Raw genomic sequence first — 14719 nt, 5'->3', positions numbered from 1 at the left:
TCCCGCCGTGGCGAGGGAGAACGACGACTACGGCCACGACCTCGGGAACGACTTCACCGAGGAGGACTCGCCGACCTACGGCGGGGACCGGTGGGCCGAGGGCGGCTTCGGCCGCGACACCGAGGACGACGGCGGCCCGGACGGCGACACCGATGGGGCCGCCGACACGGACGACGCGAACGACGGGGCCGAGGCCGACGACGGCGAGGACCGGTCGGACGCCGCCGCACGGGGCGCGGACGACGACCGCGACGCCCCGGTGGACGCCCAGGAGGCGGTGATCGCGGCCGTCCTCGACGAGATCCGCGGCAGCGGGGACCCCGACGTCGTCCCGGCCCAGTCCACCGTCGCCGGCTACGCCGAGTTCCTCGCCGTCGACGCGGCGCTCGACCGGCGCTGGCCCGAGTCGGTGATGGAGCCGTCGCTGGACCGGATGCAGGCCCTGTGCGACGCCCTCGGTGACCCGCAGCGCGGCTACCCGATCGTGCATCTGACCGGCACCAACGGCAAGACCTCCACCTCCCGGATGGTCGACGCGCTGCTCACCGAGATCGGGCTGCGGACCGGGCGCTACACCAGCCCGCACCTGCAGCGCGCCACCGAGCGGATCAACCTCGACAACCGGCCGGTCACTCCCGAGCGCTACGTCGCCGCCTACCGCGAGGTGGAGCCGCTGGTCGAGCTCGTCGACGCCAAGCGCGGCGACGGGCCCGCGCTCAGCAAGTTCGAGGTGCTCACCGGGATGGCCTTCGCCGCCTTCTCCGACGCCCCGGTCGAGGCCGCGGTGATCGAGGTCGGGCTCGGCGGGCGATGGGACGCCACCAACGTCGCCGACGCGGACGTCGCCGTCGTCCTGCCGGTGGGGCTCGACCACGCCGAGTACCTCGGCGACGACATCACCGACATCGCCCGCGAGAAGGCCGGGATCATCAAGGAGGGCTCGGTCGCCGTCCTCGCGGCCCAGGACCGGAAGGTCGCCGAGATCCTGCTGGAGCGCTGCGCCGAGGTCGGCGCGCAGGTCGCGCGGGAGGGCGCCGAGTTCGGCGTGGTCGAGCGGGAGATCGCCGTCGGCGGGCAGCGCCTTGAGCTGCAGGGCCTGTCCGGCCGCTACGACGAGATCTTCCTGCCGCTGCACGGTGAGCACCAGGCGTCGAACGCGGCGGTCGCGCTGGCCGCGGCCGAGGCGCTCGTCGGCGCCGGCACCGCGCAGCCCCTCGACCCCGACGCGGTCCGCGCCGCGTTCGCCTCGGTCCGCTCGCCCGGGCGGCTCGAACCCGTCGAGGGCGGGCCGGACCGGCCGACCGTGCTGCTCGACGCCGCGCACAACCCGGCCGGGGCGCAGGCGCTGGCCGGCGCGCTCGGCACCGAGTTCCGCTTCACCCGGCTGGTCGGCGTGATCGGGGTGCTGGAGGGCAAGGACGCCCGCGGCATCCTGGAGGGCCTGCAGCCCGCGCTGCACGAGGTCGTCGTCACCACCAGCTCCTCGCCGCGCGCGATGGACCCCGACGCGCTCGGCGCGCTCGCGGCCGAGGTGTTCGGCTCCGAGCGGGTCAGCGTCGAGCCGTCGCTGGCCGAGGCGCTCGAGCAGGCCCGGGAGATCGCCGAGGAGGCGGGCGGGTCCGGGGTCGGCGTCGTCGTCACCGGGTCGGTCGTCACCGTCGGCGAGGCGCGGGCACTGTTCGGGAAGGAGCCGGAGTGAGCGACGTCCCGGGCGTGCCCGAGGGTGTGCGGCCGCCGCCCACCGACCCGATGAAGGGCGCCCGCGGGGTGTTCGCCGCGACGCTGATCCTGGAGGCGATCGTCGTCCTCCTGGCGCTGCTGGTGCTCCCGCGCTTCGGCACCGGATCGACGGCGCTCGGCTTCGGCGTGGTGGCGGGCATCGCCGTCGCGATGATCCTGGCGTCGGGAGTGCAGCGACGGCCGTGGGGTCTCACCGCCGCGCTGGTGCTGCAGGCGGCGTTGCTCGTCGCGGCGCTGGTGTTCCTGCCGTCGCTGGTGGTGATCGCGGCGGTGTTCATCGTCGTCTGGGCGGTGCTGGTGTGGATGCGGCGCGAGGTGGCCCGGCGGATGGCGGCGGGGACGTTGCCGTCGCAGCAGGCGAGTGACGGTGGGTGACGGGCACCGGTCGGGTCGTCGCTACCCTGTCGAGCGTGACTGAACGCACTCTCGTCCTGGTCAAGCCCGACGGCGTCGCGCGCAAGCTCGTCGGCGAGGTCGTCTCGCGCATCGAGCGCAAGGGCCTCGATCTGGTCGCCCTCGACCTGCGCACGGTGGACCGTGAGCTGGCCGCCCAGCACTACGCCGAGCACGACGGCAAGCCCTTCTTCGAGGAGCTGCTGTCGTTCATCACCTCCGGCCCGGTCCTGGCCGCGGTCGTCGAGGGCCCCCGCGCCATCGCCGCCTGGCGGCAGATCGCCGGCGGCACCGACCCGGTGGAGAAGGCCACCCCCGGCAGCATCCGCGGCGACCTCGCCCTGGAGACCGGTTCCAATCTCGTGCACGGCTCGGACTCCCCGGAGTCGGCCGACCGGGAGATCAAGCTCTGGTTCCCGAACCTGTGACCGCAGGCGTCCCGGCCGTCCGCCGGGTCGTCGAGCCCCACCCCGGCGCCGCCGCCGCGCTCGGTGATCTCTGGATCGCCGTGACCGAGGCCGGCGGCGCCGTGGACTTCGTGCCCGGCGCCGACCCGGACGAGATCCGCGCACTGGCGGTGCAGACCGTCGACGCCGTCCGCTCCGGTCCCTCCCGGATGTTCGTGCTGGGGGAGGAGACGGCCCCGATGGGCACGGTCCTCCTGGTCCCGGGCACCGGCATCGCCGCGCACCGCGCCGACGTGCAACGCCTCATGGTCCGCCCGGACCTGCAGGGACGTGGTCTCGGCACGGTCCTGCTCGGAGCGGCCGTCGCCCACGCCCGTGAGACGGGCCTGGCGATGCTGACCCTCGGCGCCCGCGGCGGCACCCCGCTGCCCGCGTTCTACGCCGCACGCGGCTTCGTCGAGTACGGCAGGCTGCCGAACGGGGTGCGGCTCTCCCCGGAGGACGCGCGCGACGTGCACCTGTTCTTCCTCCCGCTCGCCTGACCCCGGCCCGCGGGAGTGATCGATTCCCCCCGAGAGCCGGATGGCAGAGGCCCGCGCCGCGGTCCACCATGTGGGGCATGACCGTGCTGACCCCCCGCCCGACGACTGCGGATCTGGTCCGTGGGGTGGTCGTGGCGGTCCTGGCGATCCTGCAGGTGCTCGTGTCGGCGTTCGGGGGGTCGGCGATCGGCGCCGTCGCGCGCGACTACGACACCCCGCTGCTGGCCGCGGGCTGGGCGTTCGCCATCTGGGGCCCGATCTACCTGGGCGTGCTGGTCTACGCCGGCTACGCCCTGCTGCCCGGCCAGCGCGGTCGCGAGGTGCACCGCCGCATCGGCTGGTGGGTCGCGGCGACCGCGGTGCTCAACCCGCTGTGGATCGCGGCCTTCTCGAACAGGTGGGTGGTCACCGCCGAGGTGCTGCTGGTCCTGCTCGTCGTCGCGCTCGCCGTCGTGTACGGGCGACTGTCCCGCAGCGTCGCCGACGGGTGGCCGGAACGGTTGGCGACGCGGCTGCCGCTGGCGATCTACCTCGGCTGGTCCTCGGCCGCGCTGGTGCTGGGCCTGATGGCGGCCGGCGTCGCGGTCGGGCTGCCGTCCGACGGGGTGCTCCCGCAGGTCGCGGCGATCCTGCTGCTGGTGATCCTCACCGCGGTCGCGCTGTCGGTCGTCGGCTCCACCACCGGGTTCGCCGGCTTCGCCGGGGCGCTGTGCTGGGCGCTGCTCGGCATCGTGGCAGGCGACCGGCCGATCGCCGTGACCGTCGTGGCGGCGGTCGCCGCGGGGGTGATCGCGGTGCAGGCGGTGCGCCGGATCACGCGATCGGTCCAGCCCGCCCGGCTCGCCCTGGGCTGAGAGGAAAGCCGCACCGGGTCACCGGTCCCGCTTGCTACGGTCGCACCGGCAGGAGCAGCGGTACCAGGGAGGCCCGTCTTGATCACCGGAAGCATCGTCGCGATCGTGACCCCGATGCACGACAGCGGCGAGGTCGACCACACGGCCCTCGGCGAGCTCGTCGAGCGGCAGATCGACGCGGGCACCGCCGCGATCGTCTCGGTCGGCACGACCGGTGAGTCGTCGACGCTGTCGGTGCTCGAGCACACCGAGGTCATGCGGCGCACCATCGAGGTCGCGAACGGCCGCGTCCCGGTCATCGCCGGAACCGGCGCGAACTCCACCGACGAGGCCATCCACCTGACCCGCGCCGCGCGGGCGGCGGGTGCCGACGGGGCGCTGCTCGTGACGCCGTACTACAACAAGCCTCCGCAGGAGGGTCTCTACCAGCACTTCAAGCGGATCGCCGAGACCGTCGACATCCCGCAGTACCTCTACAACGTCCCGGGCCGTACGGCCTGCGACATGCTGCCGTCGACGGTGGCCCGGCTCGCGGAGATCTCGAACATCGTCGGGCTCAAGGAGGCCAAGGGCGACCTCGACCGGGTCCGCGAGCTCGTCGCGCTCGGTCTGGATGACTTCGCGCTCTACTCCGGCGACGACGGCACCGCCCGCGCCTCGATGCTCGCCGGGTTCCACGGCGACATCTCGGTCACCGCGAACGTGGCCCCGGAGACCATGGCCCGCATGTGCAAGGCGGCCGTGGCCGGGGACGCCGAGACCGCGTCCGCGCTCGATGCCGACCTCGTCGGCCTGCACGCGGCGCTGTTCTCCGAGCCGAGCCCGATCCCGGTGAAGTGGGCGCTGACCGAGCTCGGCCTCATGCCCGGCGGAATCCGGCTGCCGCTGGTGCCGCTGGACGAGTGGCACCACGAGGACGTCCGCGCCGCGCTGCGCTCCGCCGGCCTGCTGCCCTGAGCGCCGCGCTCCCCGGAGTGCTGCTCGTCGCGCACCGCGCCGGGATCGCCGTCCGGATCAGGGGGACGGCCTCGGCCGGGCATGCGCACCCGTCGTCGCCGCCCGCCTCGACGTCGACGCGCCGGTGCGGGCCGCCCTCGACAGGGGGAGGGGCGTCGACGGCCCGCGGCCCCGCGGCGGCCACGTCGCGGACACCGTGCGGCCGGGCCGCGGTCATCGACGGTTCGTAGGGTCCGGACCGTGCGACTCCGCCTGCTGCTCCCGCTGCTCCTCACCGCCGCGCTCGTCACGACGACGACGGCGGCCGCCGCGCCGCCTGGTGCCGCCCGCCCGGTCGACCTGCAGGCGCACCGCGGCGGCGCCGCGCTGGCGGTCGAGAGCTCCCTCCTGTCCTTCGGTACCGCGCTCGACCTGGGCGTCACCACCCTGGAGCTCGACGTCCAGATCACCGCCGACGGCCACGCCGTCGTCACCCACGACCGGCAGACCACTCCCGAGGTGTGCCGCGACACCGCGCCGGTCACGCCCGGGGACCCGCAGTACCCCTACGTCGGGAAGTACGTCCGGGACCTGACGCTGGACCAGGTCCGCACGCTGGACTGCGGCTCGGTGCGCCGCCCCGCGTTCCCCGCGCAGACCCTCTCGCCCGGGGCCCGCATGCTGGAGCTGCGCGAGGTGTTCACCCTGGCGCGCGAGCGCGGCGCGGACGACGTCCGGTTCAACGTCGAAACCAAGGTCGAGGCCGCCGCCCCGGAGGAGACCGCCCCGCGCGAGCAGTTCGTGCAGGTGGTCGCGGCAGAGGTGCGGCGGGCGGGCGTCGCGGACCGCACGACGGTGCAGAGCTTCGACCTCGCCGCCCTGGCCCGGATGCGCGAGGTCGCCCCGGAGCTGGACCGGATCCTGCTGATGAACGAGACGTTCCTGGAGCTGGGCGAGCCCGGCGCCTCGCCGTGGCTGAACGGCCTCGACGCCGACGACCTGGGCGACGACCCGGCCACCGCCCTGGTCGCCGCGGCCCGCTCGGTCGGTGCCTCGGCGATCTCACCGGTGCACGGCACCCCGCAGTCCGCGGCCGCCACCGCTCCGGGCTACGAGCCCTTCACCACCGCGGAGATGGTGCGGGCCGCCCACGACGCGGGGTTGGCGGTGATCCCGTGGACCGTGAACGACGTGCCGACCGCCGACGCGCTCATCGACCTGGGCGTCGACGGGATCATCACCGACACACCGGACCGGCTGCGGTGGCTGTTCGACCAGCGCGGGCTCCCGCTGCCGGAGGCGGCCGGCTGAACCGCGCCGGCCGGCCCGCCGGGTCGGTCAGCCCGCCGGGTCGGCCGGCTCCGCGTCGTCCGCGGGCCGGGCCGGTGCGTCGGCGGCGACGGTGGGTCCCGCGCTGGTGGCCCTCACGTTGCGCACGATGTCGCGGCCGAAGGTGACGTCGACCCGCTCGGCCACGGCCAGCTCCAGCACGGCGATCATCACCTCGCCAGAGATGCGGCGCATCCGCTCGATCGTCTCGTAGACGCGCGGCCACTGGTCGTCCGGGCGGCCCTCGGCGTCGAAGGGCTGCCAGATCTCGCCGAGGAACAGGTCGACGTAGAGCTTCGCGACGGCGTCGGCGTGCTTGCGCAGCTGCTCCACGACGTCGAGCGAGCGGGTGATCGGGATGCCGAGCCCGGTCAGCTCGGCCGCGGCGTTCATCAGCCGCGGGCTGATCTCCTCGTAGGTGTCGTCGCCCAGCTCGCGCAGCAGGCCCATCTTGACCCCGCGCTTGGCGACGGCGATGTCGGTGCTCTGGTACCGCTCGGCGAGCTCGGCGAGCTGCACGATCTGCCGGTCCTCGGGCGCGAACAGCGCACGCACGGTCCGGATGAACTGCACCACCTGCTCGGTGGAGCCGCCGGTGGTGTCGAGCAGCTTCTTGATCGTGTCGAGCTTGACGCCCTCGTCCTGCAGGTCCTGGATCAGCTCCAGACGTGCCGCGTGCCCGGGGCCGTAGTAGCCCGTCCGGGCCTTGACCTGCGGCGGAGGCAGCAGCCCCCGGGACTGGTAGGCACGGATGTTGCGCACCGTGACACCGCTGGACCGCGCCAGCTCGTCGATGGTGCGCCAGTCCGCCGTGTCCGGGTCCTCGACCATGACATGGAGATTAGCAGGCGATCATGTGACACGGGAATCAGAGGAGGAGGGTTGCCATGTGACATCGGATGGTGCAGAGTTCATGTCATGTTCCGATCCGCTCCTGGCACGACCTCGCGGGGCCGGGGCCTGCTGGCCGCCGCGAGCGCTCTCACGACTCCGCTGCTGCCGGAGGACTTCCTGACCCTGGTCGACCCGCTCTGGTCGACCACGTCGCTGCGCGGCCGGGTCGTCGCCCGTCGTCGCGAGACCGGGCGGGCCGTCTCGGTGACCATCGAACCCGGGTGGGCCTGGGCCGGGCACCGCGCCGGTCAGTACCTCGGCGTCGACGTCGACGGCGTCCGGTTCACCCGGAGCTACTCGCTCACCTCCCCGGAGGGCGCCGAGCACCTCACGGTGACCGTGCAGGAGGTCGACGGCGGCGCCGTGTCGCCCACCCTGGTCCGCGACCTGCCGATCGGCACGATCGTCGAGCTGGAGCAGGCCGCCGGCGAGTTCACCCTGCCCGACCCGCTCCCGGAGAAGCTGCTGTTCGTCACCGCGGGCAGCGGCATCACGCCGGTGATGGGCATGCTCCGCACGCTCGACCGCGCCGGGACGATGCCCGACGTGGTGCTGGTGCACGGTGCCCGCATGCCGGAGGACACGATCTTCCGCGCCGAGCTGGCCGGACTGGCCGCGCGGCACCCGTCACTGCGGGTCGTGCTGCGCCACAGCGCCGTCTCCGGGCGGCTCGACCCCGCGGTCATCGACACCGTCGTCGCCGACCGGGCGGACCGCACCGTCTACGCCTGCGGCCCCGACGGGCTGCTCGACGCCCTGGAGGGCGCCTGGGACGGCGTCGTGGCCGAGCGCTTCACCCCGCCCGCCCGCGCCACCGAGGGCACCGGCGGCACCGTCGACCTCGGCGGCGGGGACGTCGTCGTCGAGCCGGGGCAGAGCATCCTCGAGGCCGGGGAGGCGGCCGGGAAGCTCATGCCCAGCGGCTGCCGGATGGGCATCTGCTTCGGGTGCGTGCTGCCGCTGCGCGAGGGCAAGGTGCGCGACCTGCGCACCGGCGAGGCGCACGGCGAGCCCGGCGACCTCGTCCAGACCTGCATCAACTCCTCGTGCGGGCCCGCCCGCATCGACCTTCCCTGATCCTTCCGCCCTTGATCTTCCGCTCCGACCGAAGGAGGTCCTCATGACCGCCGTCCTGGAGAACCCCGCGCACCTCGAGCCCGGCCCGGAGGAGACCGGCCGCGAGCAGCACCCGCAGCGCCCGGTGCTGGAGCTCGTGCCCTCCTCGCGTCGCGAGGACGTGCAGGCCACGACCGAGCTGACCGCCGAGCAGATCGAGGAGCTCGGCCGCCGGCTCGACGCCATCCGCGACCGTGTCCTCGCCGAGCGCGGCGCGTCCGACGCCGAGTACATCCGCGGCGTCATCCGCAAGCAGCGGGCGCTGGAGATCGGCGGTCGTGCGCTGCTGTTCGCCGGGGTCCTGCCGCCGGCCTGGATCGCCGGCACCGCCATGCTCTCGATCGCCAAGATCCTGGAGAACATGGAGATCGGGCACAACGTCATGCACGGCCAGTGGGACTGGATGCGTGACCCGAAGATCCACTCGTCGACCTGGGAGTGGGACAACGTCTCGTCCTCGGCGGAGTGGAAGCACTCGCACAACTACATGCACCACACCTACACCAACGTCGTCGGCAAGGACCGCGACGTGGGCTACGGGATCCTGCGCCTGTCCGAGGAGCAGCGGTGGACGCCGTACTACCTCGGGAATCCGCTCTACAACTTCCTGCTCAGCCTGTTCTTCGAGTACGGCGTCGCGCTGCACGACCTCGAGGTCGAGAAGGTCGTGGCGGGGCAGAAGCCGCTGAGCCGGGTGTGGGAGCAGGTCAAGTCGATCGGCCGCAAGACCGGGCGTCAGATCCTGAAGGACTACGTCGCGTTCCCCGCGCTGGCCGGGCCGTTCTTCCTGCCGGTGCTCGCGGGCAACGTGACCGCGAACCTGGTGCGCAACGTGTGGTCGCACGCGGTGATCTTCTGCGGGCACTTCCCGACCGGCGCGGTGCAGTTCACCGAGGAGCAGCTCGAGGACGAGAGCCGCGGCGAGTGGTACGTCCGCCAGCTGCTGGGCTCGGCCAACCTCGACGGCGGCCGGTTCTTCCACCTGATGACCGGGCAGCTGAGCTTCCAGATCGAGCACCACCTGTTCCCCGACCTGCCCAGCAACCGCTACGCCGAGATCGCCCCCGAGGTGCGGGAGCTGTGCCGGGAGTACGGGCTGGAGTACACGACCGGGCCGCTGTGGAAGCAGTACATGCAGGTGCTCGGCACGATCAACCGCCTGGCCCTGCCGAACGGGAAGCGCTGACCGCGGCCGCGCTGCTCGTCCCGCGGCGGCGGGCCGGATCCCGGCCCGCCGCCGTCGTGGGTGCAGGGCGGGCCCTACAGGTCCGGGACGACGTCGAGGAAGTCGTGCACCTGCGCGATCCGGCCGTCGCCGTCGGTCACGACGACGTCGAACCCGACCACCGGGGGCTCGGCACCCGAGGCGAAGACCTCCGGCGGCGCCGCCTGCCAGCGGAACCGCGCGTGGTCGTGGTGCGCGTCGACCTCGCCGTCCAGCCGGAACTCGAACCCGGCCAGCTTCTCCCGGGCCGCGCCCAGGAACCCGGCGACGCCGTCGTGCCCGGTGACGTCGGCGAGCGGGTCGGTGTAGCGGACGTCGGTGGTGAACAGCTCGGCGACGCGGGCCTTCCGCGCCGCCGGGCCGGCCTCGTTGAACGTCGCGACGTAGCGCTCGGCGAGGGTGGTGAAGTCGGTCATCCCTACCTCCTGGGTGGTGTGGTCCGGTCGGCACCGAGCCTGCTGCCGCCGGCGCCGCGGCGCGATGACCTGCGGGGTAATCGGATCCACCTACCCCGCAGGTAGTCGTCGCGGCGTCCGGGCCGGGCTAGCGTCGGGCCGGTGAGCGACACCGACGCGCGCCCCGCCCGCACCGCCGGACCGGGGGAGATGCTGCGGTTCTGGCGGGGCCGCCGCCGGTGCAGCCAGCTCGACCTGGCACTGGCGGCGGGGGTCTCGGCGCGCCACCTCAGCTTCGTCGAGACCGGGCGTTCGGGCGCGAGCCGGGAGCTGCTGGGCGCACTCGCCGAGGCGTTGGAGATCCCGCTGCGGGAGCGGAACGCGCTGCTGCTGGCCGCCGGCTACGCGCCCGCCTACGCCGAGCGGTCGCTCGACGACCCGGATCTCGCGCCCGTACGGGACGCGCTGGCGCGGCTCGTCGCCGGGCACGATCCGTACCCGGCCCTCGTCGTGGACCGCTGGGGCGACGTCCGGCTCGCCAACACCGCGGCCTCGGCGCTGCTCACCGGGCTCGACCCGGGGGTGCTCGGGTCGCCGCCGAACGTGCACCGGGTCTGCCTGCACCCCGCCGGGCTCGCGCCGCGCATCCGCAACCTGGCCCAGTGGCGGGAGCACCTGCTGCACCGGTTCGAACGGCAGGTGCGGATGACCGCGGACCGGCGGCTCGTCGCGCTGCTCGCCGAGTGCCGGGGCTACCCCGGACCGGGAGAGACCGCGCTGCCGTCGCCGGGCTCGGACGTGCTGCTGCCGCTGGTCCTCGACACCGACGACGGCACGTTGACGTTCCACTCGGTGATCTCGACCTTCGGCGCACCGCACGACGTCACCCTCGCCGAGCTGGCGCTGGAGACCTTCCTGCCCGCGGACGACGCGACGCGCGCCGCCCTCACCCGCCGCACCGGCCGCTGAGCCCCGCTCAGCCCGCGACACCCGAGGACAGCGACAGCACCGGCACCGTCCCGTTCAGCACCGAGCCCCCGATCACCTGCTGCTTGTAGACGATCGGGTTGTGCACCGCGAGGGTGCGGGCGTTGCGCCAGTGCCGGTCCAGCGCCCGGTCGACGTCGACCGTGGAGGCGCCGCCCACCTCGAACAGCTCCGAGGTCGCGTCCAGGACCAGCTGGGGCACGGTCGACTGGGCCCGGTACACGTCGAGCTCGGCCGTCGGGCCGTGTCCGGGATCGGTGAGTGCCCGCTCCAGCGAGGCCGCCGCGGCGCCGACCACGGCGGCGACGGTGAACGCGGCCGCGTCGACCCTGCCGACGACCTGCTGCACCAGCGGGTCGTCCTTGGGCAGGTCGGCGTTGCCGTAGGGCCAGTTGCGGCGCCGGTCGCGCACGTAGTCGGCGGCGTCGTCGGCAGCGCGCCGCGCGATCCCGGCCAGTGCCGCGAGCTGGACGAGCTGCAGGAACGCCTGCCGGACCGGCTGGTGCACGTCGGTCGGCGCGGACCGCACCTGGGCCGGGTCGACCTCCACCGTGGTGAACCGGGTGGTGCCGCTGGCCGTGAGCTTCTGCCCGAAGCCGCGCCAGTCGTCGACCCGCTCGACACCCGGGGCGGTCGTCTCGACCAGCACGGTCACCCGCTCGCCGTTCTCGTCGAGGGCGACCACGTCGACCAGGTCGGCGTAGAGGGTCCCGGTGCAGTAGAACTTCTCGCCGTCGAGCAGGAGCCTGTCCCCGTCGCGGCGGAGCACCGTGGTGGCGGAGTTGCGCACCACCCCGCCGCGCTCGGAGATGGCGTTGCCGACCAGCCGTCCGGCCGCGATCTGCTCCACCCGCCCGCGCAGCACCGGGTCGTCCGCGGCGCCTGCCGACCACAGCTCGGTGAACAGGAGGTGGGTCCGCAGAGCCTGCGGGATGTTCGAGTCCGCCGCACCCAGCTCGACGAGCAGCCCGAACAGCTGGCGCAGCGAGGCGCCCGCGCCGCCGGCCTCCACCGGCAGCCGGACGGCGCCGAACCCGGCGTCGCGCAGGGCGGCGATCTCCGCCACGGGCAGGCGCCGGTTCAGCTCGCGTTCGACCGCACCGGCGGCGATCCGGTCGAACAGCGGGCGGAACCGGGCGTGCAGCTCGGCGTCGGTCACGGACACGGGGGTCTCCTGGGAGCTCGGGGACGACACACGTGGGGAACAGGGTCGGGAGGCGAGCGTAAGTCTCCCGCCCCGCGTCCGGTCGGACACGACCCGCCGGTTCGTCCCGAACGGAGGTGGCTACCCTGGTGCAGCGTGGCACCCACCTCCGTCTTCCCCGCCCTGGAGCCGATCCTGCCCCGCGTCGCCAAGCCGGTGCAGTACGTCGGCGGTGAGGGGAACTCGCAGGTCAAGCCGTGGGACTCCGCGGCCGTCCGCTGGGCACTGCTCTATCCGGACGCCTACGAGGTCGGCCTGCCCAACCAGGGCGTCCAGATCCTGTACGAGGTCCTCAACGAGCGCGCCGACGCGCTGGCCGAGCGCTGCTACGCGGTCTGGCCCGATCTCGAGGCCCTGATGCGCGAGTCGGGGGTGCCGTCGTTCACCGTCGACGCCCACCACGCGGTCGGCGACTTCGACGTCCTCGGCGTCTCCTTCTCCACCGAGCTCGGCTACACCAACCTGCTCACCACGCTCGACCTGGCGGTGATTCCGCTCCACGCCCGCGACCGCGACGAGACCCACCCGGTCGTCGTCGCCGGCGGGCACGCGGCGTTCAACCCGGAGCCGGTCGCGGACTTCGTCGACGTCGCCGCGCTCGGTGACGGCGAGGAGGTCGTCGGCGACATCACCGACGTCGTGCGCGACTGGAAGGAGCAGGGACGCCCGGGCGGGCGCCGGGAGCTGCTGCTGCGGCTGTCGTCGACGCCGGGCTGCTACGTGCCCTCGCTCTACGACGTGACCTACGCCGAGGACGGCCACATCGCCGCGGTCACCCCGGTCGACGAGCGGGTCCCCGCCACCGTCCAGAAGCGCACCACGATCGAGCTCGACGAGTGGCCGTACCCGAAGAAGCCGCTGGTCCCGCTGGCCGAGACCGTCCACGAGCGGGCCAGTGTCGAGATCTTCCGCGGCTGCCGGTTCTGCCAGGCTGGGATGATCACCCGCCCGGTGCGGGAGCGGTCGCTGCAGGGTGTCGGGGAGATGGTCGACGCCGCCGTGCGGGCCTCGGGCTTCGACGAGGTCGGTCTGCTGTCGCTGTCGAGCGCCGACCACTCCGAGATCGCCGAGATCACCAAGGGCCTCGCCGACCGCTACGAGGGCACCAACACCTCGCTGTCGCTGCCGAGCACCCGGGTCGACGCGTTCAACATCGACCTGGCGAACGAGATCTCCCGCAACGGCCGCCGCTCCGGGCTGACCTTCGCCCCCGAGGGCGGCTCCGAGCGGATCCGCCGCGTGATCAACAAGATGGTCTCCGAGGACGACCTGATCCGCACCTGCGCCGAGGCGTTCTCCCAGGGCTGGAGGCAGGTGAAGCTGTACTTCATGTGCGGGCTGCCCACCGAGACCGACGAGGACGTCCTGGAGATCGCGGGCATGGCGCACCGCGTGATCAAGGCGGGTCGTGAGGCGTCCGGGCGCAACGACGTCCGCTGCACCATCTCCATCGGCGGGTTCGTGCCCAAGCCGCACACCCCGTTCCAGTGGGCCGCCCAGTGCGCCCCGGAGGTCGTCGACGCCCGGCTGCGCAAGCTGCGCGAGGCCGTCAACTCCGATCGGCGGATCGGGCGCAACATCGGCATGCGCTACCACGACGGCGAGCCCTCGCTGATCGAGGGACTGCTCGCCCGCGGCGACCGCCGGGTCGGCGCCGTCATCGAGAAGGTCTGGCGCGACGGCGGCCGGTTCGACGGCTGGTCCGAGCACTTCTCCTACCGCCGCTGGGTCGACTCCGCCGCCGAGGCGCTGGAGCCGCAGGGCGTGTCGCTGGACTGGTACACCGTCCGCGAGCGCGGGGCCGACGAGATCCTGCCCTGGGACCACCTCGACTCCGGCCTGGAGCGGGACTGGCTGTGGGAGGACTGGCAGGACGCGCTGGCCGGCCGCGAGCAGGACGACTGCCGTTGGACGCCGTGCTTCGACTGCGGCGTGTGCCCGTCCACCGGCACCGACATCGAGGTCGGCCCCAGCGGGACCACCCTGCTGCCGCTGACCGTGGTCAACCCGACGGCCTCGGCCGCGGGGTCGCTCGGGGACGCACGCCCGGGTGACTGAGAACGGCTTGTCCTCGATCCCGGACCCGGCCCTCGCCGGCGCCGACGGGTCGTCCTGGGAGTACGGCGGCAGACGCCTGCGGGTCCGGGTCGCCGACGAGCGCGACGTCGCCGCGCTCGGCCGGCTGCGTCGGCTCTGGCTGGAGGAGCGCGCCGGGCGGCCCGTCGAGGACCCCTCGTTCGCCGAGTCCTTCGCCGCCTGGTGGCGGGTCGAGCAGCCGCGGCGCGCGTTCTGGGTGGCCGAGGCGGGCAGCGACCGTGCCGGCTGGACACCGGTCGGGTCGATCAACGTGCTGGAGACCGTCCAGATGCCCCGCCCCGGTGGCCGCGGCACGCGCAGCGGGCAGGTCGGCAACGCCTTCGTCCTGGCCGCGTTCACCGAGGCCGGCGTGCCGCGGGCGCTGCTCGCCGCGGTCGTCGCCCACGCCAGGGCCCGTGGGTACCGGCGGCTGATGCTGGCCCCGACCGCGGGCAGCGCCGCGTTCTACCGACGTGCCGGGTTCCGGCCGGCCGGCGACACCCTGCTGGTCCTGGGCGACTGAGGGGGCCACCCCCGCGTTCGCGTCCGTCCGGTCGGCTCCGTCCCGCGGTGTCCGGATCGGATACTCGACGGTCACAGGGGAACGTGATCTCACGGGAA

15 protein-coding genes are annotated in these 14719 nt (G+C 73.7%); 12 read left to right on the top strand and 3 right to left on the bottom strand.

The annotated features are described in order from the left end of the window. Nucleotides 1-7: 7 nt before the first annotated feature. The 7 genes from XF36_RS17250 to XF36_RS17220 all read left to right on the top strand — a co-directional run bounded on the left by XF36_RS17250 (nucleotide 8) and on the right by XF36_RS17220 (nucleotide 6183). Nucleotides 8-1699: a bifunctional folylpolyglutamate synthase/dihydrofolate synthase gene (locus XF36_RS17250; RefSeq protein WP_060712781.1), complete on the top strand. Its 1692-nt coding sequence runs from the start codon at nucleotides 8-10 to the stop codon at nucleotides 1697-1699. Continuing rightward, complete coding sequence (locus XF36_RS17245) at nucleotides 1696-2115, top strand: DUF4233 domain-containing protein (protein WP_308188004.1); 420 nt, start codon at nucleotides 1696-1698, stop codon at nucleotides 2113-2115. Before XF36_RS17250 ends, XF36_RS17245 begins: the two co-directional genes overlap by 4 nt. Nucleotides 2116-2150: 35 nt before the next feature. Beyond that, entirely contained in the window at nucleotides 2151-2561 is a 411-nt protein-coding gene (gene ndk, locus XF36_RS17240) for a nucleoside-diphosphate kinase (protein WP_043281923.1), read from the top strand. After that, complete coding sequence (locus XF36_RS17235) at nucleotides 2558-3082, top strand: GNAT family N-acetyltransferase (protein WP_060712780.1); 525 nt, start codon at nucleotides 2558-2560, stop codon at nucleotides 3080-3082. The genes ndk and XF36_RS17235 overlap by 4 nt, the downstream gene beginning before the upstream one ends. Nucleotides 3083-3159: 77 nt before the next feature. Then, the gene (locus XF36_RS17230) at nucleotides 3160-3936 is read left to right on the top strand and encodes a hypothetical protein (RefSeq protein ID WP_060712779.1); all 777 of its coding nucleotides are present in this window, start codon (nucleotides 3160-3162) and stop codon (nucleotides 3934-3936) included. A 78-nt stretch (nucleotides 3937-4014) separates the two neighbouring features. After that, nucleotides 4015-4893 (top strand): 4-hydroxy-tetrahydrodipicolinate synthase, encoded by an 879-nt coding sequence (gene dapA / locus XF36_RS17225; RefSeq protein ID WP_082375480.1) that lies wholly within the window; start codon nucleotides 4015-4017, stop codon nucleotides 4891-4893. Between the two features lie 240 nt (nucleotides 4894-5133). Further along, nucleotides 5134-6183 (top strand): glycerophosphodiester phosphodiesterase family protein, encoded by a 1050-nt coding sequence (locus XF36_RS17220; RefSeq protein ID WP_238588935.1) that lies wholly within the window; start codon nucleotides 5134-5136, stop codon nucleotides 6181-6183. A 27-nt stretch (nucleotides 6184-6210) separates the two neighbouring features. On the opposite strand, the gene XF36_RS17215 is transcribed toward XF36_RS17220, so the two are convergent. Continuing rightward, the gene (locus tag XF36_RS17215; RefSeq protein WP_060712778.1) at nucleotides 6211-7032 is read right to left on the bottom strand and encodes a MerR family transcriptional regulator; all 822 of its coding nucleotides are present in this window, start codon (nucleotides 7030-7032) and stop codon (nucleotides 6211-6213) included. Between the two features lie 87 nt (nucleotides 7033-7119). Between XF36_RS17215 and XF36_RS17210 the strand changes: the two genes are divergently transcribed. Beyond that, nucleotides 7120-8172, top strand: coding sequence for a ferredoxin reductase (locus XF36_RS17210; protein ID WP_060712777.1), 1053 nt, complete (start codon nucleotides 7120-7122; stop codon nucleotides 8170-8172). A gap of 43 nt (nucleotides 8173-8215) precedes the next feature. Continuing rightward, nucleotides 8216-9397, top strand: coding sequence for a fatty acid desaturase family protein (locus XF36_RS17205; RefSeq protein ID WP_020627657.1), 1182 nt, complete (start codon nucleotides 8216-8218; stop codon nucleotides 9395-9397). A gap of 74 nt (nucleotides 9398-9471) precedes the next feature. Here the strand turns inward: XF36_RS17205 and XF36_RS17200 are convergent, their stop codons facing one another. Next, nucleotides 9472-9852: a nuclear transport factor 2 family protein gene (locus XF36_RS17200; protein ID WP_060712776.1), complete on the bottom strand. Its 381-nt coding sequence runs from the start codon at nucleotides 9850-9852 to the stop codon at nucleotides 9472-9474. A gap of 141 nt (nucleotides 9853-9993) precedes the next feature. Between XF36_RS17200 and XF36_RS17195 the strand changes: the two genes are divergently transcribed. Then, nucleotides 9994-10800, top strand: coding sequence for a helix-turn-helix domain-containing protein (locus XF36_RS17195; RefSeq protein WP_414706197.1), 807 nt, complete (start codon nucleotides 9994-9996; stop codon nucleotides 10798-10800). 7 nt (nucleotides 10801-10807) lie between these two features. Here the strand turns inward: XF36_RS17195 and XF36_RS17190 are convergent, their stop codons facing one another. Then, complete coding sequence (locus XF36_RS17190; protein ID WP_238588934.1) at nucleotides 10808-11983, bottom strand: acyl-CoA dehydrogenase; 1176 nt, start codon at nucleotides 11981-11983, stop codon at nucleotides 10808-10810. Nucleotides 11984-12118: 135 nt separating this feature from the next. Between XF36_RS17190 and XF36_RS17185 the strand changes: the two genes are divergently transcribed. After that, a complete protein-coding gene (locus XF36_RS17185; RefSeq protein WP_060712774.1) occupies nucleotides 12119-14080 on the top strand; it encodes a TIGR03960 family B12-binding radical SAM protein in 1962 nt (653 codons plus the stop codon). After that, complete coding sequence (locus XF36_RS17180; RefSeq protein WP_060712773.1) at nucleotides 14073-14621, top strand: GNAT family N-acetyltransferase; 549 nt, start codon at nucleotides 14073-14075, stop codon at nucleotides 14619-14621. The genes XF36_RS17185 and XF36_RS17180 overlap by 8 nt, the downstream gene beginning before the upstream one ends. The last annotated feature ends 98 nt before the right edge of the window (nucleotides 14622-14719 follow it).

It is taken from the genome of Pseudonocardia sp. HH130629-09 (assembly GCF_001294645.1).
Classification (GTDB): Bacteria; Actinomycetota; Actinomycetes; order Mycobacteriales; family Pseudonocardiaceae; genus Pseudonocardia.
The sequence above is the reverse complement of the archived record's forward strand: the minus strand, read 5'-3'. Positions and strand labels throughout refer to the sequence as shown.

Coding starts and splice junctions, on each gene's coding strand:
- XF36_RS17230 (WP_060712779.1), top strand. CDS start 3,160: ATGACCGTGCTGACCCCCCGCCCGACGACTGCGGATCTGGTCCGTGGG.
- XF36_RS17215 (WP_060712778.1), bottom strand. CDS start 7,032: ATGGTCGAGGACCCGGACACGGCGGACTGGCGCACCATCGACGAGCTG.
- XF36_RS17210 (WP_060712777.1), top strand. CDS start 7,120: ATGTTCCGATCCGCTCCTGGCACGACCTCGCGGGGCCGGGGCCTGCTG.
- XF36_RS17205 (WP_020627657.1), top strand. CDS start 8,216: ATGACCGCCGTCCTGGAGAACCCCGCGCACCTCGAGCCCGGCCCGGAG.
- XF36_RS17200 (WP_060712776.1), bottom strand. CDS start 9,852: ATGACCGACTTCACCACCCTCGCCGAGCGCTACGTCGCGACGTTCAAC.